This window comes from Kitasatospora sp. NBC_01287, assembly GCF_026340565.1.
Classification (GTDB): domain Bacteria; phylum Actinomycetota; class Actinomycetes; order Streptomycetales; family Streptomycetaceae; genus Kitasatospora.
Window position 1 is genome coordinate 7,570,651 of sequence record NZ_JAPEPB010000001.1, and the last position, 20,507, is coordinate 7,591,157.

Below are 20,507 nucleotides of genomic sequence, written 5' to 3' on the forward strand. Positions count from 1 at the left end.
CACGCGGTGCCGTCAGTAGCTGTGGAAGCCGCGGCCCGTCTTGCGGCCCAGGTGGCCCACGCCGACCAGCTGTTCCAGCGGGCGGGCCGGGGCCAGGGCGGGGTCGCGGAAGGCGGTGTGCAGGCTGTGCTGGATCTGCAGGGAGACGTCCAGGCCGATGGCGTCGAGCAGGGTGAGCGGGCCCATGGGGTAGCCGCAGCCGGCGGTGATGAGGGTGTCGATCTGCTCGGGGGTGGCGCGGTGCTCCTCCAGGAGGCGGACGGCGGCGTTGAGGTAGGGGAAGAGGAGGGTGTTGACGATGAAGCCGGCCCGGTCGGAGATGGTGACCGGGTGCTTGCCGAGGCGGGCGCAGAGCTGGTGGGCGGTGGCCAGGGCGTCGTCGGCGGTCAGCACGGTGCCGACCACCTCGACCAGGCGCATCACCGGGGCGGGGTTGAAGAAGTGCAGGCCGAGCACGGATTCGGGGCGCGAGGTGACCGCCGCGCACTCGACCACCGGGAGGCTGGAGGTGGTGGTGGAGAGCAGGGCGCCCGGGCGGCAGACCTGGTCCAGGCGGCGGAAGACCTCGCGCTTGACCGGGAGTTCCTCGGCGACCGCCTCGACCACCAGGTCGCAGTCGGCCACGGCCGCGAAGTCCTCGGCGCCGGTGAGGCGTTCCAGGGCGTCCCGGGCCGCCTCGGCGGTGATCTTGCCGCGCTTGGTGCCGCGCTCCAGCGAGGCGGCCACCCGGTCCAGGGCGGTCTTGGCGCGCACCTCGGTGCGGGCGACCAGGACGGTGTCGAAGCCGGAGCGGGCGAAGACCTCGGCGATGCCGGTGGCCATGGTGCCCGAGCCGATGATGCCGACCCGCCGCACCGGGCGGGGCACGACCGCCGTGCCGCCCGGCGCGGTGCCAGGGGCGGTGGAGCCGGTGGCGGTGGCGGCCGGGTAGTGGTGGAAGCCGCGCCCGGACTTCACGCCGAGCAGGCCGGCGGTGACCATGTGCTCCAGCAGCGGCGGCGGCAGGAACCGGGCCTCGCCGGTCAGTTCGTGCAGGCCGGTCAGGGTGTCGAGGACGGTGTCCAGGCCGATCAGGTCGAGCTGGGCGAGCGGGCCCAGCGGCAGGCCGCAGCCCAGGGTCATCGCCGCGTCGATGTCCTCGCGGGAGGCGTAGCGGCGCTCGTAGAGTCCGATCGCGCCGTTCAGGTAGGTCATCAGCAGGCCGAGCCCGATGAAGCCGGGGCGGTCGCAGCCGACGATCGGGGTGCGGCCCAGGGCGGTCACCAGTTGCTCGGCGAAGGCGCGCACGGCGGGTTCGGTGACGGGGGTGGTGACCACCTCGATCGCGCCGCCCGCCGGGGCGTGGCCCACCGGGTGCAGGCCCACGGTGCGGGGCAGTCGGCCGCCGGCAGCGGCGACCTGGGTCACCGAGCGGGCGGTGGTGGTGGCGAAGACGGTGTCGGGGCCGCAGAGTTGGTCGGCCCGCCGGAGCAGCTCGGTCTTGAGCTCGAAGCGCTCGGGGACGGCCTCCAGGACGAAGTCGGCCCCGGCGATGGCGTCCAGGTGGGTGCTGAAGCTGATCCGGATCTGGGCCGACGGGTCGTCGAGTCCCTCCAGGGTGCGGGCCCGGGCCTCCGTCAGCAGCTGGGCGGTGGGCTCGACGGCGATGACGGCGGCGCCGGCCCGGGCCAGCGCGCGGGCCAGCGCGGAGCCGACCGTGCCCAGGCCGATGACGGCGGCGGTGCCCAGCGGGAGCGGGGCGGCGGTGCCGAGGGGGTGTGGGGCTGCGGTCATGCCGCGCCGTCCTTTCGGGAGGCCTTCGGGACGTTCGGGTGGGCAGCGCGAGCACTGGTGCCGGCGCGGGCACCGGTGGTGGCGTGGGCACCGGTGCCCACGTGGGCCTTGCGGGCGGCCGGGGCCGCCTGGGCGTCCCAGCGCAGCAGGGCGGTGCCCACCGTCATGCCGCCCCCGAAGCCGGCCAGCAGCAGCAGGTCGCGGTCGCGCAGGGCGCCGGCCCGGTGCGCCGTGTCCAGCGCGAGCGGGATGGAGGCGGCGCTGGTGTTGCCGTGCTCGGCGACGTTCAGGTGGATGTGGGCCAGGCTCAGGCCCAGGTCCGGCAGGATCTCACCCAGCAGCACGCCGTTGGCCTGGTGCGGCACGAAGTGGTCGACCGCGGAGGGGTGCAGGCCGTGCCGGTCGAGGATCCGGTCCACGGCGCGCGGCAGTTCGGCGGCCACGAAGTCGCGCACCGCCCGCCCGGACATGCTGAACCAGTGCTGCCCCTCGGCGAGGGTCTTCTCGGAGGCGGGCAGCCGGCTGCCGCCGGCCTCGACCCGGATCAGCTCGTGCTGGTCGCCGTGGCTTCTCAGGTCGGTGCCGATCAGGCCCAGCCCGGCGCGGACCGGGCCGAGCACCACGGCGCCGGCGCCGTCGCCGAAGAGCACGGCGGTGCGGCGGTCGGTGCGGTCGATGATCCGCGAGTAGGTGTCGGCGCCGATCACCAGGGCGTGGCCGCGCACCGTGCCGTCCGGCTCCGGCAGCAGCCGGGCCGCGGTGGCCAGTGCGAAGACGAAGCCGCTGCAGACCGCGTTGAGGTCGAAGGCGGCGGCGCCGGTGGCACCGAGGCGGTGCTGCACCAGGCAGGCGGTGGCGGGCTGCGGGTGGTCGGGGGTGGAGGTGGCGACCACGATCAGCGAGAGCTGCTCGGCGCTGATCCCGGCGTGGGCCAGCGCGGCCCTGGCGGCCTCCAGCGCGAGGTCGGAGGTGGCCTCGGACTCGGCGGCGTAACGCCGTTCGCGGATCCCGGTCTTGCGCAGGATCCACTCCTCGGTGACGCCGGCGCGCTCCGCCACCACCCGGTTGGAGACCGCGTCGGCGGGCAGGTAGGAGCCGGTGCCGAGGATGCCGACCGCGCGGGAGGCGCCGTCGCCCCCGGCTGCCCCGGCCGCCCCGGTCACGACGGCTCCGCGGGCTGCTCCGCGGTCCGGAAGCGGTTGATGGCCGGCAGGTGGCGCTCGCGCAGCTCGGGGTCGTCCACGCCCAGGCCCTCGCGCGGCACCAGGGCGAGCACGCCGACCTTGCCGCTGTGCCGGTTCAGCTGCACCTCGCGGGCGGCCGCGCCGGTCTGCTCCAGCGGGAAGACGGCCGACAGGGTGGGGTGGATCTTGCCCTTGGCGATCAGGCGGTTGGCCTCCCAGGCCTCGCGGTAGTTGGCGAAGTGCGAGCCGACGATCCGCTTGAGCGACATCCACAGGTAGCGGTTGTCGTACTGGTGCATGTAGCCCGAGGTGGAGGCGCAGGTGACGATGGTGCCGCCCTTGCGGGTCACGTAGACGCTGGCGCCGAAGGTCTCGCGGCCGGGGTGCTCGAAGACGATGTCCACGTCCTCGCCGCCGGTCAGCTCGCGGATCCGCCCGCCCAGGCGCTTCCACTCGCGCGGGTCCTGGGTGCGCTCGTCCCGCCAGAACTTGTAGCCCTCGGCGCCGCGGTCGATGATCGCCTCGGCGCCCATCTTCCGGCAGATCTCGGCCTTCTGCGGGCTGGAGACCACGCAGATCGGGGTGGCGCCGCCGGCCAGCGCGTACTGGGTGGCGTAGGAGCCCAGGCCCCCGCTGGCGCCCCAGATCAGCACGTTGTCGCCCTGCTTCATCCCCGCGCCGTTGCGGGAGACCAGCTGGCGGTAGGCGGTGGAGTTGACCAGTCCCGAGCAGGCGGCCTCCTCCCAGGTCAGGTGGGCGGGCTTGGGCATCAGCTGGTTGGCCTTCACCAGCGAGAGTTCGGCCAGGCCGCCGAAGTTGGTCTCGAAGCCCCAGATCCGCTGCTCCGGGTCCATCATCGTGTCGTCGTGGCCGTCGGGGCTCTCCAACTCGACCGAGAGGCAGTGCGCGACCACCTTGTCGCCCGGCTTCCAGCGCCGCACGCCGGGCCCGGTGCGCAGCACCACGCCCGCGAGGTCCGAGCCGACCACGTGGTAGGGCAGGTCGTGCCGGGCGCCGGACGGGCCGGAGCGGCCGTAGCGCTCCAGGAAGCCGAAGGTGGAGACCGGCTCGAAGATCGAGGACCAGACGGTGTTGTAGTTCACCGCGCTGGCCATCACCGCCACCAGCACCTCGCCGGCCTCCGGCTCGGGCGTGGGCACCTCCTGCAGGTGCAGGGCTTTCGAGGGGTCCTTGTCCGCGCTCGCCATCCCCTCGAACATGTCGGCCTCCTCCTTGCGCAGGACGGCCGCGCGGTAGGACTCGGGCACCGCGAGGGCGGCGAAGTCCTTGGCGTCGGCGTCCGCGGCGAGGGCGGCGCTGATGATCTCTTGCATGGGACCCCTTCGAGTCGGGCAGGCAGACCGGAGTGCGTGCGGACAGACCGGTGTGGGTCAGGGCCCCTGCGGGTCGGAGCCGGCTCGGGTCGGAGCCGGTTCAGGGCGGAGCCGGTGCGGGGCGGGTGTGGTGCGGGGCAGGGCGGGCGCGGCGCCGGCCGGAGCGGGCGCGGGCGCGGGTCAGGAGGCGTCGAGGACCAGGACGGCCGGCACCAGGTGCGCCGGCAACACGGCGGCCAGCTTGCCGCGCAGCGCGGTGAGCAGCGCGGCGGAAGCGGCGTTGCGGGCCGGGTCGTTGCCGTAGGCGGTGAAGGGCAGCTCCAGCGAGCCGCTGGGCAGGTAGGGCACCGCCGCGGCCGGGTCCGCGTCGCGCACCAGGACCACGTCGACCTCGTCCGGCGCGCCGGAGGCGGACCAGGTGACGGCGGCCCGGTAGCCGAGTTCCTCGGCCAGGCGGTAGAAGTCCTCGGGGTCGGCGCCGGTAGGCTCGGTGGGCTCCAGCTCGGCCACCACCTGCTCCAGCGGCGCCAGTTGCTCCAGCAGCCGGGCGGCGGCGCTCTCGTGGCGGACCCGCAGGTTCGGCACCGACACCAGCCGCAGGGCGGCCGGGCGGTCCTCGGTGAGCCGCTTGCGCAGGTCCTCGGCGCCGGTGAAGTCCAATTGCTCGGCGTCGTCGAGCTCCAGGGCCGGGGCGGGGGAGCGGTAGAGCACGGCGTCGTAGCGGTGGCGGCTCAGCTCGTTGTGGTGGGCGGCCCGCTTGACCTGGATCTCCAGCGCCCCGGCCAGCGGGCTCTGCCGCCGCACGGCGGCGAAGAAGTCGGGGTCGATCAGCAGTTCGCGTTCGTCCTGGCTGCTCTGCCGCACCGCCGCCAGCGCCTGCTCCGGCTCGCCGAGCCCGAGCAGGCCGCGTCCGGCGATGGCGGTGCGGAAGCTGGGCAGCAGCCGCAGGTTGCGGATGTCGCCGGCGAAGACCGCGCCGCCGGGGCGCAGGTGGCGCAGCGCGCCGGTGATGACCTCGGCCAGGTAGTCGGCGTTCGGGAAGTACTGGATCACCGAGTTGATCACCACCAGGTCGTAGTGGTCCTCGGCCAGGCCGGTGAAGTCGTTGGCCTCCCGGACCAGGAACTCGACCCGGTCGGCGAGCCCGGCCCCGGCCCCGGCCCCGGCGCCGTCGGCGGGCAGCGCGGCCAGCTGGCCGGTGAGCGAGGCCACCACGGTGGGGGAGAAGTCGGTGGCGGTGTACTGCTCGCAGTGCGGGGCCAGATGGGCCATCAGCAGGCCGGTGCCGACACCGATCTCCAGGATCCGGCGCGGGCGGTGCGCCAGGATCCGGGCGATGGTGGCGTCGCGCCACTCCCGCATCTCGTCCAGCGGGATCGGCAAGCTGGAGTAACTGCTGTGCCAGCCGACGAAGTTGTCGCCGAAGCCGCCGGAGGCGGGCAGCTCGCCGTAGACCCACTCGTAGATCTGCTGCCACTCGTCGACCCGCTGCTGCTCCACCTCCGGCTCGCGCTCGGCCTCGGGCTGCTCGGCGAGGGTGAGATGGGCGGTCAGCCGCGGCTCGCCCGCCGGGGTGAACTCGCTCGCCACCCGCGCGCGCAGTACCTGGGGGAGTGCGGTCAGGGCCTGCGCGACCTGGTCGAGGTCGGCCTGGTCGAAGGGTGCGGTGGGCATCTGGGGGCTCTCCTGCTCTGCGGATTGCTCTGGGATTGCTCTGCGGACGGCGCTGGCGGTGCCGGCGGTGCGCCGCGGATCGCGTCGGCGGGCGCGCCGCGGGCGTGCTGCGGGCGTGCTGCGAGACGGGGCGGGGCTCAGCCGAGCAGGTCGGCGACGGCGCGGGCGACCTCGGGATGGCCCAGCAGGCCGGTGTGCTCGACGTCGAAGCGCAGCTCCCGCGGGGCCTGGAGGAAGCCCGCGGGCAGGTCGTTGGCGCGGATCGTGGTGACCCCGCTCAGGTCGGGGGAGACGCTCAGCTCGCTCGCGGCGACCACGTAGTGCAGGTAGCTGCGGAACCAGGCCACCAACTCCTCGGCCCGGTCGGCGCCGAGGCCCAGCTTGGCGAAGGCGGCCTGGCCGGCCGCCTGGTAGATCCGCAGGAACTCCTCGGTCAGCGGCAGCAGTTCGGGCGTCCGTTCGGTGGCCGCCGCGGCCTCGGCGCGGGCCTGCTCGACCGCCTCGGCGCCGAGCACCGCGGCCAGCGAGTCGATCACCCGGTGGAAGCCGTAGCGCAGCACGGTGGGGCCGGTGATCGCGGTCGGGTCGAAGAGGACCACCGCGGGCCTGGCCTGCCAGCGGCCGATCCGCTCGGCGAGGGCCAGTGCGAAGACGCTGGAGGCGCAGTAGCCGAAGACGGCCGCCACCCGCGGGCCGGCCGCGCGCAACTGGCCGCTCCAGCGCTCCAGGTAGTCCTCACCGGTCAGCTCCCGCTCCTCGCCGGGGGCCGGCACCAGGGTCTCCCAGAGCGCCAGGTCGGTGCCCAACTGCGGTACCAGCTGGCCGAACCCGGCGTCGGGGCGGCCGGTGGCGGCGAAGTCGACGGCCAGGATGACGCCCTGCTCGGCCGACTGCTCGGCCGACTGGTCGGTGCCGGTGCCGGTGCCGGTGCCGGTTTCGCTGCCGCTGCCGCTGCCGCTGCCGCTGCCGCGGTCGGTGGTCCTGGCCGGTCCCGAGGTCCGCCAGGCCGGGGATTCGGCCGTGGTCCGCTGCGCTTCGGCCATGGTCCTCTGCTTCCTGACGGGGGTTACGTGATGGGTTCGCGGGTAACGTAACCGCGCCCGTCGATCGGCCCACACCCCTGGAGAACCCCCTAAACCCCGCGCCCCCGGTCGTTGGTGTCCGATGCGCCCCCTCCCGGTACCCCTGATCCGAAGTTAGGGGGGTCGGCCCGCCGATCGGCGGGTGGCAACCCACTGTGAGCAGGCTATACATGGAGCGTAAAGTGCCTGCGCGTGTGGGGGCGGAGCTGCTCTGATGGGGCCCGCCCTACCAGAACATTGACTGACATGCACATGCTGGGAGGAGTTCGTGGCCAGGCCCGGGTTCTCGTCCACTGGCACACGACCCCTTCGTGATCTGGAGATCGGCCCATGAACCGAGTAGCGCGGCCTGCCGAGGCCGCCCCGTACGAGGAGACCGAGTTGGCGACCGAACCGCTGGAGCAGAGCGAGCAGGCGCCCGCCTTGGAGTTCTCCGGACTCTTCAAGCAGTTCGGCGAGAACGTCGCGGTGGACCACATCGACCTGGTGGTGCCGCGCGGCTCGTTCTTCGGGCTGGTCGGCCCCAACGGCGCCGGCAAGACCACCTCGCTCTCCATGGCGACCGGCCTGCTGCGCCCCGACGGCGGCACCGCCAGGATCTTCGGCCGCGACGTCTGGACCGACCCGGTGGCCGCCAAGGCGCTGATCGGGGTGCTGCCCGACGGCATGGCGCTGCCGGACCGGCTGACGGGGCGTGAGGTGCTCACCTACCTCGGCCTGCTGCGCGGCATGGAGCGCGAGGTGGTCGAGCAGCGCGCCGACGAGCTGCTGCGGGTGCTGGAGCTGGACTCGGCCGAGTCCACCGTGGTGGTGGACTACTCCACCGGCATGCGCAAGAAGATCACCCTGGCCACCGCGCTGCTGCACGGCCCCAAGCTGCTGGTGCTGGACGAGCCGTTCGAGGCGGTCGACCCGGTCTCCGCCGCGACCATCCGCACCATCCTGCAGCGCTTCGTCGCCTCCGGCGGCTCGGTGGTCTTCTCCAGCCACGTGATGGCGCTGGTCGAGCGGCTCTGCGACCACGTCGCGGTGATCGCCAAGGGCCGGGTCGAGGCCTACGGCGCGCTCGACGAGGTCCGCGGCGGCCAGTCGCTGGAGGACGCCTTCGTGCACATCGTCGGGGCCCGCACGGGCGGCGCGGAAGGGCTGTCATGGTTGGCGTCCTGATCGAGATGCGCACGGTGATCATGCGCAAGCAGGCCCAGGGCAAGCGCATCTGGGGCACGCTCGCGATGGTCCTCTTCATCACCTTCCTCGCCTTCGGCTCGTTCAGCGCGGGCCTGGTGCACTACGCCCGTCCCGGGGCGGGGGCCGACGTGCTGGCCACGCTCAGCTTCGGCTGGCTGCTCGGCTGGGTCACCGGACCGGTGCTGGCGGGTGACGACAGCACGCTGCGCCTGGACTACTTCAAGCTGCTGCCGATCCCGGCCCGCAAGCTGGCCAACGCGATGCTCGGCGCCGCCTTCGCCAACGTCTCGCTGGTCTTCAGCCTGCTCGCCTTCGCCGGCCTGATCGCCTACGGTGCCCAGTCGGGCGCGGCGGCCGCGCTGGTCGGGGTGGCCGCGGTGCTGCTGCAGCTGGCGCTCGCGGTGGTCGCCTCCACGGTGGCGATCGGCGTGATGGGCCCGACCATCTCCTCCCGGCGCGGGCGCGACTTCGGCTCGATGCTGGTCGCCCTCGTCATCACCGGCCTGTCGCTGGCCTCCGCGGTGGTGCCGCTGATCGCCAAGAAGCTGACCAGCGGCAACTCCCCGGTCCTCGCGCACACCGTGCGGCTGCTGCCCTCGGGGTGGGGCGCGGTGGCGGTGGACGCGGCCGGGCGCTCCGACTGGGCCGTGGTCGCGCTCTCGCTCGGCGGCCTGGTGCTGCTGATCGGCGCCCTGGTGCTGGTGTGGCCGCCGCTGCTGCGGCGCCGGCTCACCCTCTCGGTGAAGGGCAAGTCCACCAAGGCCCCGCGCAGTTCCCGCAAGGCGGGCAAGCCGATCCTGCCGTCCACCCCGCTCGGCGCGGTGATCGGCAAGGAACTGCGGCTCTACTCGCGCTCGATGCTGCGCAGCCTGCAGCTGATGATCGCCTTCCTGGTGGGCGTGCTGGCCTGCGTGATCCCCTCGCTCGGTGGCACCACGATCATGCTGCCCTTCGCGGGGCTGCTCTTCACCGTGATCGCGGCGGCCTGCTTCACCAACCTCTACGGCGACGACGGCTCCGCGCTCTGGCTCACCCTGGTGACGCCGCGGGTCGAGCGGGCGGACGTGCGCGGGCGGCAGTGGGCCTGGTTCCTGGTGGTCGGCCCGGTCGGGCTGCTGCTGACCGTGGTGCTCACCGCGATCAGCGGGCAGCACTGGGCCTGGCCGTGGGTGCTGGCCGCGGAGCCGGCGCTGGTCGCCGGTGCCACCGGTGTGCTGGTGCTGGTCTCGGTGCTGACCATGTTCCCGCTCTCGGCGGACGGCGGGCCCACCCCGCCGCGGCAGGTCAAGGTCAACCTGATGCTGATCGCCCTGCCGGTGATCACGCTGCTGCCCGCCGCCGCGCTGCTGATCGCCGGTACGGCGGCCGGGGTCGGGGCGCTGGAGTGGCTGGCGGTGCCGGTGGGCATCGGCTGGGGCGCGCTGCTCTGCTGGTGGCTGGGCCGGGTGGCGCAGCAGCGGCTGGAGACCCGCGGGCCCGAGCTCTTCTCGCTGGTGCGCAGGCCGGCCACCTGAGCCGGCCCGCACGCCGCACCTCGTACGCACCTCGTACGCACCTCGTGCGCACCTTGCACGCACCTTGCACGGCGAAGGCGCCGGTCCCCTCGCGGGGGCCGGCGCCTTCGCCGTGGGTGGCGGGCCGGCTCAGTCCTCGGCGCCGGGGGGCTGGATGGAGAGCGCGTGCCGGAACACGCCGCGCGGGTCCCAGGCGGCCTTGATCCGCTGCAGGCGCGGGTAGTTGTCCTTGTAGTAGAACGTGTACCAGGGCACCCCCGAGGTGTTCCACTGCGGGTCCATCAGGTCGGTGTCCGGGTTGTTGATGTAGGTGCCGTCGGTGATCCCGTTGGAGATCGGCACCCCGCCGGTGCCCTCGTGCACGTCGCGGTACCACTCGCGCAGCCAGGTCAGGTGCTTGTCGTCCTCGGCCGGGTCGATCCAGGAGGCGGAGAAGACCAGCTTGAGGATCGAGTCGCGCTGCGGGATCGCGGTCGCGTCCGTCTCGCGCTCGTTGACCATGCCGCCGAAGCCGACGAACATCAGCGCGGCGGAGGAGTTGGCGTAGTCCGGTGTGGTCAGGTAGCGGTAGCAGGTGGCCACCTGCTCGTCGGTGTAGCGGGCCCGCATGTCGGCCGCCTTCACCTTGGAGCGCTGGGTCTCCAGGCCGCCGCTGGTGTAGAGGCCGTTCCACAGGGTGGCCCGGTACCACGGCAGGTGCTGGCGCTCGACGATCACCGGCGGCACGGTCACCCCGTCCAGCACGGCTTCGCCGAACTTCTGGAACAGCTCGGCGGCGTTCGGCGCGTCGGCGTCCATCTGGACGTTCATCATGATGCCGCCGGCCGTGCGGTGCGGCAGCAGCAGGCCGCTGTAGAGGTCGAGGTAGGGCGAGTCGGCGCCGCTGTTGCGTTCGTACCAGGTGACGTAGTTCTTCACCAGGCGGCTGAAGTTGGCCTCGTCCATGCCCTCCCACGGCCAGACCACGTAGCCCAGCAGCACCGAGTGCGGCGGGCGGGGCAGCAGGTCGCCCGGCTCGTCGCCGCGGGCGCCGGGGGTGCGCAGCCAGTACTTGGTGACCACGCCGAAGTTGCCGCCGCCACCGCCGGTGTGCGCCCACCAGAGCTCGCGGTTGGGGTCGTCGGCCGCGTCGGTGGCGGTCACCGCGCGCGCGGTGCCGTCCGCGTCGACCACCACCACCTCGACCCCGCACAGGTAGTCGACCAGGTAGCCCAGGCGGCGGGAGAGCGGACCGTAGGCGCCGCCCGCGATGTGGCCGCCGATGCCCACCGAGGGGCAGGAGCCGCCGGGCAGTGTGACGCCCCAGTTCTTGAAGAGCGTGCGGTACATCTCGCCCAGGGTGAGGCCCGGCTCGATCCCGAAGGCCCGCCGCTCGGCGTCGAAGGTCACCGCGCGCAGCTCGGACATGTCCAGCAGCGCCCGCACCTCCTGGCTGTCCACCAGCGGCTCCTGGCAGTGGCCGCCGCTGCGGATCGAGATCGGCCGGCCGGCGTCCACCGCCTCCTGCACCGCCTGCACGGCGTCCGCGGTGGAGCGGATCAGGTAGACCTGGTCGGGCCGGCTGGTGAAGCGCTGGTTGCAGCCCCGGGTGAGGTCCGCGTAGCGCGGGTCCTCGGGGCCGATGGCGAGCACCTGCTGCGTGGTGGTGTGCTGCTGTTCTGCGGTCAGTGGCATGGACGCTTCTCCCACTCGGCCGGACCCGGGAGCGGGCGCCGGCAGGGCACGTTCGGGTTTCGAAAGGGCGGGGGCCCGTCGGCGGAACGTGGGAGAATATCCGCGTCCGCGCATCTGGGAATGGGAATTGTCGGGCCGCGGCCGGCCGCTGCACGCCGTTCCGGTCACACCCCCGCGTACTAGGGGATATCGCAGCTCCCGGCACCTCGTCAACCGCGAGAACGCGCTAGGGGATTATAGGGGTTGGCCGCCCCGGGCCTGCTCAGTAGCGTGAGCGCCGTCTATTGCACCGGGGGTGGCACAGGCCTGCCGCCGGGCGTTGCATCCGGGCGTTGCATCCGGCGTTCAGGTGACCGGCCAAAGGGGTTGGAAAAGGGTAATGACGAATACTCGGCCTGAGTCCCGCACCGGTCACCCCGAAGGCAACGCCGAAATCACCGGAATCGCCGGAACCGCCGGAACCGCCGACGAGCGGAACATCGACGAGCCGATCGCCGTCGTCGGAATGGCCTGCCGGGTGCCTGGTGCCGGCGGTCCCGAGGAGTTCTGGAGCCTGCTGCGGGACGGCGTGGACGCCGTCACCGCGCCGCCCGCCGACCGCTTCGGCGGCGCGCTGCCGGCCGACTGCCCTCCGTTCGGCGGCTTCCTGGACCAGGTCGACGGCTTCGACGACACCTTCTTCCGCGTCTCGCCGCGCGAGGCCGCCGCGATGGACCCTCAGCAGCGACTGCTGCTCGAACTCGGCTGGGAGGCACTGGAGGACGCCCGGACGGCCCCGGACGCGCTGCGCCACCAGCCGGTCGGCGTCTTCGTCGGCGCGATCCTGGACGACTACGCCACCCTGCAGGCCGGTGCGGGGCCGGACGCGGTGGGCCCGTTCGCCTTCACCGGCACGGCCCGCGCGCTGCTGGCCAACCGCCTCTCCTACACCCTGGGCCTGCGCGGGCCCAGCCTGACCGTGGACACCGGCCAGTCCTCCTCGCTGGTCGCGGTGCACCTCGCCTGCCAGAGCCTGCGGCGCGGTGAGAGCAGCCTGGCCGTGGTCGGCGGCGTCCACCTCAACCTGGCGCCGGAGAGCCTGCTGCGCGCCGCCCGCGCGGGTGTGCTCGCCCCCGACGGCCGTTGCCGCACCTTCGACGCCGACGCGGCCGGGTTCGTGAAGGGCGAGGGCGGCGCGCTGGTGGTGCTCAAGCCGCTGAGCGCCGCGCTGGCCGACGGCGACCGGATCCACTGCCTGCTGCTGGGCAGCGCGGTGAACAACGACGGCGGCGGCGCGGGCCTGACGGTGCCCGACCCCGAGGCGCAGCGCGCGGTGATCGAGGCCGCCCGCGCCCGTGCCGGAGTGGACCAGCAGGCCGTCCAGTACGTCGAGTTGCACGGCACCGGCACTCCTGCGGGCGACCCGCTGGAGGCGGCGGCGCTGGGCGCCGCGCTGAGCGCCGGGCGCCCGGGGGGCCAGGCGCTGCGGGTCGGCTCGGTGAAGACCAACCTGGGGCACCTGGAGGGCGCCGCCGGGATCGTCGGACTGATCAAGACCGCGCTGAGTCTGACGCACCGTCAGCTGCCCGCCAGCCTGCACCACCGCACCCCCAACCCGCGCATCCCGTTCGCCGACCTCGGCCTGGCGGTGCAGCGGGAGCTGGGCCCGTGGCCGCGCGAGGACGAGGCGCTGGTGGCCGGCGTCAGCTCGTTCGGCATCGGCGGGACCAACTGCCACGTGGTGCTCGCCGAGGCGCCGGCCTCAGGGCCCGCCCAGGAGCGCGCCGAGGTGGTGGCGCCCGAGGTGGCGTCGCCCGCCCTGGTCTGGCCGCTCTCCGCCCGGAGCCGGGACGGGCTGCGCGAGCAGGCCGCCCGGCTGCGCGCACACCTCGCCGACCGTCCCGAGCTCGAACCGGCGGACGTGGCACTCTCCTTGGCGACCACCCGCGCCGCGCTGGAGCAGCGCGCGGCGGTGGCCGGGCGCGACCGCGCCGAGCTGCTGCGCGGGCTGGACGCACTGGCGGCGGGCCTCCCGGCGCCCGGTGTGGTGAGTGGCACCGCCGGAAGTGGCCACCTCGCCCTGCTCTTCGCCGGCCAGGGCAGCCAGCGGGCGGAGGCGGGGCGGGAGTTGTATGCCGGGTTCCCGGTGTTCGCGGAGGCGCTGGACGCGGTGTGTGCGCGGTTCGACGGGGAGTTGGAGCGGCCGCTACGCGAGGTGATGTTCGACGCCGACTCGGATCTGCTGGGTCGGACGGTCTACACGCAGGCGTCGCTGTTCGCGTTCGAGGTGGCGCTGTTCCGGTTGCTGGAGTCGTGGGGTGTCACGCCGGACTACCTGATCGGTCATTCGGTCGGTGAGTTGGCGGCCGCGCATGTCGCGGGTGTCTGGTCGCTGGCGGACGCGTGCGTGTTGGTGGCGGCTCGTGGGCGGCTGATGCAGGCGTTGCCGGCCGGTGGCGCGATGCTGGCGGTGCAGGGCACCGAGGACGAGGTCCGCGCCGCGCTGGTCGAGGGGGTCGATGTCGCGGCGGTCAACGCGGCGGATTCGATCGTCGTCTCGGGCGCCGAGGGCGCGATCGCCGAACTGGAGGCGGCCTGGCGTTCTGAGGGCCGCAAGGTCAAGCGGCTCACGGTCAGTCATGCCTTCCATTCGGCGCTGATGGAGCCGATGCTGGCCGAGTTCCGCGCGGTCGCCGAGTCGTTGGACTACGCGCAGCCCCGGATCCCGGTGGTTTCCAACGTCTCCGGCGACTTCACCGCTGACCTGACCGAGCCCGAGTACTGGGTGCGCCATGTCCGTGAGGCGGTCCGCTTCGCCGACGGCGTCGCCACCCTGCGCGAGCGGGGCGTGACCACCTTCCTCGAACTCGGCCCCGACAGCGTGCTCGCCGCCCTGGTGCCGGACGGCGCGCTCGCGCTCCCGGTGCTGCACGGCGGCGAGCCGGAGGTGCGCTCGCTGCTCACGGCGGTCGCGGGCGCCTGGACCCGGGGCACCGCGCTGGACTGGCCGGCCCTGCCGACGGGCGGCCACGCCCGGACGGTCGACCTGCCGACCTACGCCTTCCAGCGCCGCCGCCACTGGTTCGACACCGCCGAGACCATCCCCGCCACTCCCGCTCCCGCTGTCGCCGGCGCCACCCCCGTGCGGCCCGCGCCGCTCCCCGGCGGGCGCGACACGCTGGCGCTGGTCCGCGCGCACGCCGCCGCGCTGCTCGGGCACGAGGCGGCCGAGCAGGTCGAGCCGGATCTCTCCTTCCGCGACCTGGGCTTCGACTCGCTGCTCGTCGTGCGGCTGCGCACCCAGCTCGCCGAGGCCACCGGCCTGGGGCTGCCCACCACCGTCACCTTCGACCACCCCACCCCGCGCGCCCTGGCCCGCCACCTCGACGCCGCCCGCGCCGGCGCGGACCCCGACCGCGACGCCGACCAGGAGCAGGCCGCCGCCACCCGCCGCGCCACCGCCCGCCGCGCCGCCACCGGGCCCGAGGAGCCGATCGCGATCCTCGGCATCGGCTGCCGCTTCCCCGGCGGCATCAGCACCCCCGAGCAGCTCTGGGAGCTGATCGCGGGCGAGCGCAGCACCGTCGGGGAGTTCCCCACCGACCGGGGCTGGGACCTGGAACGGCTCTTCGACACCGACCCGGCCGCCGCCGGCGCCTCGTACACCCGGCAGGGCTCGTTCGTCGAGCGGATCGCCGGCTTCGACGCGGGCTTCTTCGGCATCTCCCCGCGCGAGGCGCAGGCGATGGACCCGCAGCAGCGGCTGCTGCTGGAGACCAGCTGGGAGGCGATCGAGCGGGCCGGCCTGGTCCCGGGCGAGCTGCGCGGCAGCCGCACCGGCGTCTTCGTCGGCGCCACCGACGTGCAGTACGGACCGCGCCTCTTCGAGTCCGGCGACGGGACGGACGGACACCGGCTGACCGGCGCCTCGATCAGCCTCGCCTCCGGGCGGATCGCCTACCTGCTCGGCCTGGAGGGCCAGGCGCTGACCGTGGACACGGCCTGCTCCTCCTCGCTGGTGGCCCTGCACCTGGCGGTCCAGGCGCTGCGGCGCGGCGAGTGCGACTTCGCGCTGGCGGGCGGCGCGGCGCTGATGCCGACCCCCGGCATGTTCGTGGAGCTGAGCCGCCAGCAGGCGCTGTCGCCCGACGGCCGGTGCAAGGCCTTCGCCGAGGCGGCGGACGGCACCGGCTGGGGCGAGGGCGTGGGCGTGCTGCTGGTGGAGCGCCTCAGCGACGCGCGGCGCCTGGGTCACCCGGTGCTGGCCGTGGTGCGCGGCACGGCGGTCAACCAGGACGGCGCGAGCAACGGTCTGACCGCGCCCAACGGCCTGGCGCAGCGCAAGGTGATCCGGCAGGCGCTGGCCGACGCGGAGTTGACGGGCGATCAGGTCGACGTGGTGGAGGCGCACGGCACGGGAACCAAGCTGGGCGACCCGATCGAGGCGCAGGCCCTGCTCGCCACCTACGGCCAAGGCCGCGAGGCGGACCGGCCGCTCTGGCTCGGTTCGCTCAAGTCCAACCTGGGGCACACCCAGGCGGCCGCCGGGGTGGCGGGCGTGATCAAGATGGTGCTGGCGCTGCGGCACGGCGTGCTGCCCCGCACCCTGAACGTGGACGCGCCCACCTCCCGGGTCGACTGGTCGGCGGGCGCGGTGCGGCTGCTGACCGAGGCCCGGGCCTGGCCCGAGGCGCCCCGGCCGCGCCGGGGTGCGGTCTCCTCCTTCGGCATCAGCGGCACCAACGCGCACGCGATCATCGAGCAGGCAACGGAAGCTGACGCGTCATCAGTTGAGCGGCGGCCGGTGCTGGATGTCCGGTCGGCGCCCTGGGTGCTCTCGGCGCGCGGTGGTGACGCGCTGGCCGGCCAGGCGGGCCGGCTCGCGGCCTTCGCCGGTGACCAGGCGCTCGACCTGGATCCGGCGGCGGTGGCGGCCTCCCTGGTGCGCGAGCGGTCGGTGTTCGAGGACCGGGCGGTGGTGCTGGGTGAGGGGTTGGTCGAACTGCTCGACGGCGCACGGGTGCTGGCCTCGGGTGCGGAGTCCCCCGCGGTGGTGCGGGGGGTGGCGGCCGGTAGTGATCGTCCGGTGTTCGTGTTCCCGGGGCAGGGGACGCAGTGGGTGGGGATGGCCCGGGAGTTGATGCGGGTGTCGCCGGTGTTCGCGGGGTCGATCGCGGAGTGTGAGGCGGCGCTGGCGCCTCTGGTGGACTGGTCGTTGGCCGAGGTGTTGGCGGGTGACGGGGCCGAGTTCGCGGGTGTGCGGGTGTTGCAGCCGGTGTTGTTCGCGGTGATGGTGTCGTTGGCGGCGGTGTGGCGGGCCGCGGGGGTGGAGCCGGCGGCGGTGGTGGGTCATTCGCAGGGTGAGGTGGCGGCCGCGCATGTGGCGGGGGTGCTGTCGCTCCAGGACGCGGCGCGGATCAGTGTGTTGCGGGCGCGGGTGATGGAGCGGATCGCGCATGTGGGCAGCATGGTGTCGTTGTTCGCTTCGCGGGTGTTGGTGGAGGAGTTGGTCGCCGAGGTGGGTGGCCGGCTGTACGTGGCGGCGGTGAACGGTCCGGCGACGGTCGCGGTGTCGGGTGAGTTCGGGGCGTTGGAGCGGTTGTTGGAGTTGTGTGAGGTGCGGGGGGTGCGGGCGCGGCGGATCGCTGCGGCGTTCCCGTCGCATTCGCCGGAGGTGGCGCCGGTGGAGGCGGAGGTGAAGGCGGCGCTGTCCTCGGTGGTGCCGCGGGCCGGGCAGGTGCCGATGCTCTCCACGATTCGTGGTGAGTGGTTCTCCGGGCCGGAGTTGGACGCGGACTACTGGTACGAGAACCTGCGTTATCCGGTGCTGTTCCAGGACGCGGTCACGCAGTTGGCCCAGGCGGGGCACCGCACCTTCATCGAGGTCAGCGCCCACCCGGTGCTGGCCCCGGCGATCGAGGACACGCTCGCCGAACTCGGCATCGAGGCGGCGGCCTTCGGCACGTTGCGGCGTGACGAGGGCGGTGCGGAGCGCTTCGTCCGCTCGCTGGCGCAGGCCTTCACCAGTGGTGTGGACGTGGACTGGACCACCCTGCTGCCGGCCGCCGAGCGGCGGGTGGAGCTGCCCACCTACGCCTTCCAGCGTCAGGACCACTGGCCGCCGGCCCGCACCGGCGCCGCCGGCGACCCGGCCGACCTCGGGCTGGTCCCGGTCGGCCACCCGCTGCTGAGCGTCGCGCTCCCCGCCGCGACCGGCGACGGCGTGGTGCTCAGCGGCCGCCTCGCCCTGCGCACGCATCCCTGGCTGCTGGACCACGCCGCGGCCGGCACCGTGCTGCTCCCCGGCACCGCCTTCCTGGAACTCCTGCACCAGGCAGGCCAGTTGCTGGAGGCCCGGACGGTCGAGGAGCTCACCCTGCAGGCCCCGCTGCCGCTGCCCGAGGACGCCGAGGTGCGGATCCAGGTCCGGATCGGCGCGCGGGACGAGCGCGGGGCGCGCGCCGTCGAGGTGTACTCCTCGCCGGAGGGCGCCGAGCCGCTCGCCGAGGCCGCCTGGACCCGGCACGCCACCGGCCTGATCACCGACGCGGCCCCCGAGCCACTCGCCGCCCCCCAGCAGTCCACCGCCCTCGCGCCCTGGCCGCCCGCCGCCGCCGTCCCGCTGGACGTCGAGGCCGGCTACACCGCGCTGGCCGCCCGCGGCTACGAGTACGGCCCCGCCTTCCAAGGCCTGCGCGCCGCCTGGCAGTCGGGCACGGAGATCTACGCCGAGGTGGCGCTGCCCGAGGAGTTCCGCGCGGACGCCGCCGCCTACGGCCTGCACCCCGCCCTGCTCGACGCGGCCCTGCACGCCGTGCTGCTGGCCTCCAACACCCCCGCCGGCACCGAACCCGCGCCGCTGCTGCTGCCGTTCGCCTTCACCGGCGTCAGTGTCCAGGCGCCGGGCGCCGGTTCACTGCGGGTGCGGGTCACCCCGACCGGCACGGACAGCGTCGCGCTGCTGCTCGCCGACGGGCTGGGCGAGCCGGTGGCCCAGGTCGCCGCGCTCTCCCTGCGCCCGGTGGCACCCGGCGCGCTGGCCGCCCCCGCGTCCGGCCGGCTGCCGCTGCACCGGCTGGACTGGCAGCCCGTCCAGTCCCGGCAGGACGCCCGTCCGGAGCCGGCCGACTCCTGGACCCTGCTCGGCACCGACCGCTTCGAGCTGACGGCCGCACTGGAGCGGGCCGGGCTGCGGACCGAGCACTACCCGGACTTCGACACCTTCGCCCAGTCGTTGGCCCCCGACGGCGAGGCGGTGGCCGGCGAGCGCACCGTGATCGCCTACGCGCTGGCCGCCGGGGCGAGCGGCCGCCCGCCGCTGGACGTGCGCGCGGCCGCCTACCGCGCGCTGGAGCTGGTGCGGAGCTGGCTCGCCGACGACCGCCTCGACGCCGCCCGACTGGTGGTGGTCACCCAGGGCGCGCTGACCACCGGCACCGCCGACCCGCAGGTCGACCTGGCCGCCGCCGCCGTGCGCGGCCTGCTGCGCTCCGCGCAGTCGGAGCACCCGGGCCGGATCGTGCTGCTGGACGTCGACGCCGCACCGTCCACGGCGGCCGCGCTGGCCGCCGCACTGGCTGCCGCGCTCGGCTCGGGCGAGCCGCAACTCGCCCTGCGCGGTGAGCAGGCGCTCGCGCCCCGACTGGCCCGCGCCGAGGCCGCCCCCGCCGAGGCCGCCCCGCTGGATCCCGAGGGCACCGTGCTGATCACCGGCGGCACCGGCTCGCTGGGCGCCCTGACGGCACGTCATCTGGTGGCCCAACACGGCGCCCGGCACCTGCTGCTGGTCAGCCGGCGCGGCGCGGCGGCTCCGGGCGCGGCCGAGCTGCACGCGGAACTCACCGCCGCCGGGGCCGAGGTGAGGATCGCCGCCGCCGACGTCGCCGACCGCGACCAGCTGGCGGCGCTGCTCGCGGACCTCCCGGCGGCGCACCCGCTCACCGCCGTGATCCACACCGCCGGCGCGCTGGACGACACGGTGATCACCTCGCTCACCCCCGAGCGCCTGGACGGCGTGCTGCGCCCCAAGGCGGACGCCGCCTGGCACCTGCACGAACTGACCGCCGACCTGCCGAGCGTGACCCATTTCGTCTGCTACTCCTCGGTGATGGGCCTGCTCGGCGGCCCCGGCCAGGCCAACTACGCGGCCGCCAACGCTTTCCTGGACGCGCTGGCCCACCGGCGCCGCGCGCTGGGCCTGCCGGGTCTCTCGCTGGCCTGGGGCCCGTGGGCGCAGGACGGCGGGATGACCGGGCACCTGGCCGCCGCCGACCTGGAGCGGCTGGCCCGCTCCGGTCTGCCGCTGCTCGGCGCGGCCGAGGGGATGGCGCTGCTGGACGCGGCGCTCGGCCACCGTGAGGCGGTGCTCGCCCCGGTCCGGCTCGACCTGCCCGCGCTGCGCGCCCGCGCCACCGCCGGCGCCGTCGACCCGCTGCTGCGGGGCCTGATCCGGGTGCCGGCCCGCCGGACCCCGGCCGAGCTCGGCGACCGCCGGCAGGCCTCGCAGGCCGAGCGGCTGGCCGCGCTGCCGGCCGCCGAGCGCCAGCGGGTGCTGGCCGCGCTGGTCCGCGAGCACACCGCCGGTGTGCTCGGCCACGCCTCGCCGGACGGGGTCCGGATCGAACGCGCCTTCACCGAGCTGGGCTTCGACTCGCTGACCGCCGTCGAGCTGCGCAACCGGCTCGGCGCCGCCACCGGCGTCCGGCTGCCGGTCACCGTGATCTTCGACCACCCGACGGTCGCCGCGCTGATCCAGTACCTGGTCGAGGCCACCGCGCCCCGGCCTGACGCCGCCAACGCCCCGGCCGCCGCACCGGCCGGCGGTGCGGGCGCCACCGACCTGATGGCGGAACTGGAGCGGCTGGAGCACGTGCTGCGCGAGGTCCCCGAAGGGGCCGAGCAGCGCGGCGCGATCGCCGCCCGGCTCTACGCCTTCCTGGCCGGCTGGGGCTCCGGCGCGGGCCCCGCCGAGGGCGCGGACCCGCAGGCCGGGCACGACCTCGACGACGCCAGCGACGAGGAGCTGTTCGAGCTGCTCGACAACGACCTCGGCCTCTCCTGAGCCGTGCCGACCACCCCGTAACGACGCCCACTGTGTGCCCCGCC

The 20,507-nt window shown here is 74.5% G+C and carries 9 protein-coding genes; 3 read left to right on the forward strand and 6 right to left on the reverse strand.

Going from position 1 to position 20,507, the window contains the following annotated elements; all coding sequences use genetic code 11:
* Nucleotides 1-12: 12 nt before the first annotated feature.
* The 5 genes from OG455_RS33010 to OG455_RS33030 all read right to left on the reverse strand — a co-directional run bounded on the left by OG455_RS33010 (nt 13) and on the right by OG455_RS33030 (nt 7,008).
* Nucleotides 13-1,773: a 3-hydroxyacyl-CoA dehydrogenase family protein gene (locus OG455_RS33010; protein WP_266299955.1), complete on the reverse strand. Its 1,761-nt coding sequence runs from the start codon at nt 1,771-1,773 to the stop codon at nt 13-15.
* On the reverse strand, nt 1,770-2,936 hold the full coding sequence (locus OG455_RS33015) for a beta-ketoacyl-ACP synthase 3 (RefSeq protein WP_266299956.1): 1,167 nt from the start codon (nt 2,934-2,936) through the stop codon (nt 1,770-1,772). Before OG455_RS33015 ends, OG455_RS33010 begins: the two co-directional genes overlap by 4 nt.
* Nucleotides 2,933-4,291 carry a crotonyl-CoA carboxylase/reductase gene (ccrA, locus tag OG455_RS33020; protein WP_266299957.1) on the reverse strand — a complete coding sequence of 453 codons (1,359 nt, stop codon included), beginning with the start codon at nt 4,289-4,291 and terminating at the stop codon, nt 2,933-2,935. Before ccrA ends, OG455_RS33015 begins: the two co-directional genes overlap by 4 nt.
* Nucleotides 4,292-4,471: 180 nt before the next feature.
* Nucleotides 4,472-5,965 (reverse strand): class I SAM-dependent methyltransferase, encoded by a 1,494-nt coding sequence (locus OG455_RS33025; protein ID WP_266299958.1) that lies wholly within the window; start codon nt 5,963-5,965, stop codon nt 4,472-4,474.
* A 137-nt stretch (nt 5,966-6,102) separates the two neighbouring features.
* Nucleotides 6,103-7,008 carry a hypothetical protein gene (locus OG455_RS33030; RefSeq protein WP_266299959.1) on the reverse strand — a complete coding sequence of 302 codons (906 nt, stop codon included), beginning with the start codon at nt 7,006-7,008 and terminating at the stop codon, nt 6,103-6,105.
* Nucleotides 7,009-7,377: 369 nt separating this feature from the next.
* Here OG455_RS33030 and OG455_RS33035 point away from each other — a divergent pair, with 369 nt between their 5' ends.
* Complete coding sequence (locus tag OG455_RS33035; protein ID WP_266299960.1) at nt 7,378-8,214, forward strand: ABC transporter ATP-binding protein; 837 nt, start codon at nt 7,378-7,380, stop codon at nt 8,212-8,214.
* Nucleotides 8,199-9,749 (forward strand): hypothetical protein, encoded by a 1,551-nt coding sequence (locus tag OG455_RS33040; protein ID WP_266299961.1) that lies wholly within the window; start codon nt 8,199-8,201, stop codon nt 9,747-9,749. The genes OG455_RS33035 and OG455_RS33040 overlap by 16 nt, the downstream gene beginning before the upstream one ends.
* Before the next feature lie 129 nt (nt 9,750-9,878).
* Here OG455_RS33040 and OG455_RS33045 read toward each other — a convergent pair whose 3' ends face one another.
* Nucleotides 9,879-11,423 carry an FAD-binding oxidoreductase gene (locus tag OG455_RS33045; protein WP_266299962.1) on the reverse strand — a complete coding sequence of 515 codons (1,545 nt, stop codon included), beginning with the start codon at nt 11,421-11,423 and terminating at the stop codon, nt 9,879-9,881.
* A 379-nt stretch (nt 11,424-11,802) separates the two neighbouring features.
* Here OG455_RS33045 and OG455_RS33050 point away from each other — a divergent pair, with 379 nt between their 5' ends.
* Nucleotides 11,803-20,463, forward strand: a complete 8,661-nt coding sequence (locus OG455_RS33050; protein ID WP_266299963.1) for a type I polyketide synthase — start codon at nt 11,803-11,805, stop codon at nt 20,461-20,463.
* The last annotated feature ends 44 nt before the right edge of the window (nt 20,464-20,507 follow it).

Bases quoted from the DNA above. Each gene is read 5' to 3' on its own strand.
- ccrA (WP_266299957.1), bottom strand. From the start codon at position 4,291: ATGCAAGAGATCATCAGCGCCGCCCTCGCCGCGGACGCCGACGCCAAG.
- OG455_RS33040 (WP_266299961.1), top strand. From the start codon at position 8,199: ATGGTTGGCGTCCTGATCGAGATGCGCACGGTGATCATGCGCAAGCAG.
- OG455_RS33030 (WP_266299959.1), bottom strand. From the start codon at position 7,008: ATGGCCGAAGCGCAGCGGACCACGGCCGAATCCCCGGCCTGGCGGACC.
- OG455_RS33045 (WP_266299962.1), bottom strand. From the start codon at position 11,423: ATGCCACTGACCGCAGAACAGCAGCACACCACCACGCAGCAGGTGCTC.
- OG455_RS33025 (WP_266299958.1), bottom strand. From the start codon at position 5,965: ATGCCCACCGCACCCTTCGACCAGGCCGACCTCGACCAGGTCGCGCAG.
- OG455_RS33035 (WP_266299960.1), top strand. From the start codon at position 7,378: ATGAACCGAGTAGCGCGGCCTGCCGAGGCCGCCCCGTACGAGGAGACC.
- OG455_RS33010 (WP_266299955.1), bottom strand. From the start codon at position 1,773: ATGACCGCAGCCCCACACCCCCTCGGCACCGCCGCCCCGCTCCCGCTG.
- OG455_RS33050 (WP_266299963.1), top strand. From the start codon at position 11,803: ATGACGAATACTCGGCCTGAGTCCCGCACCGGTCACCCCGAAGGCAAC.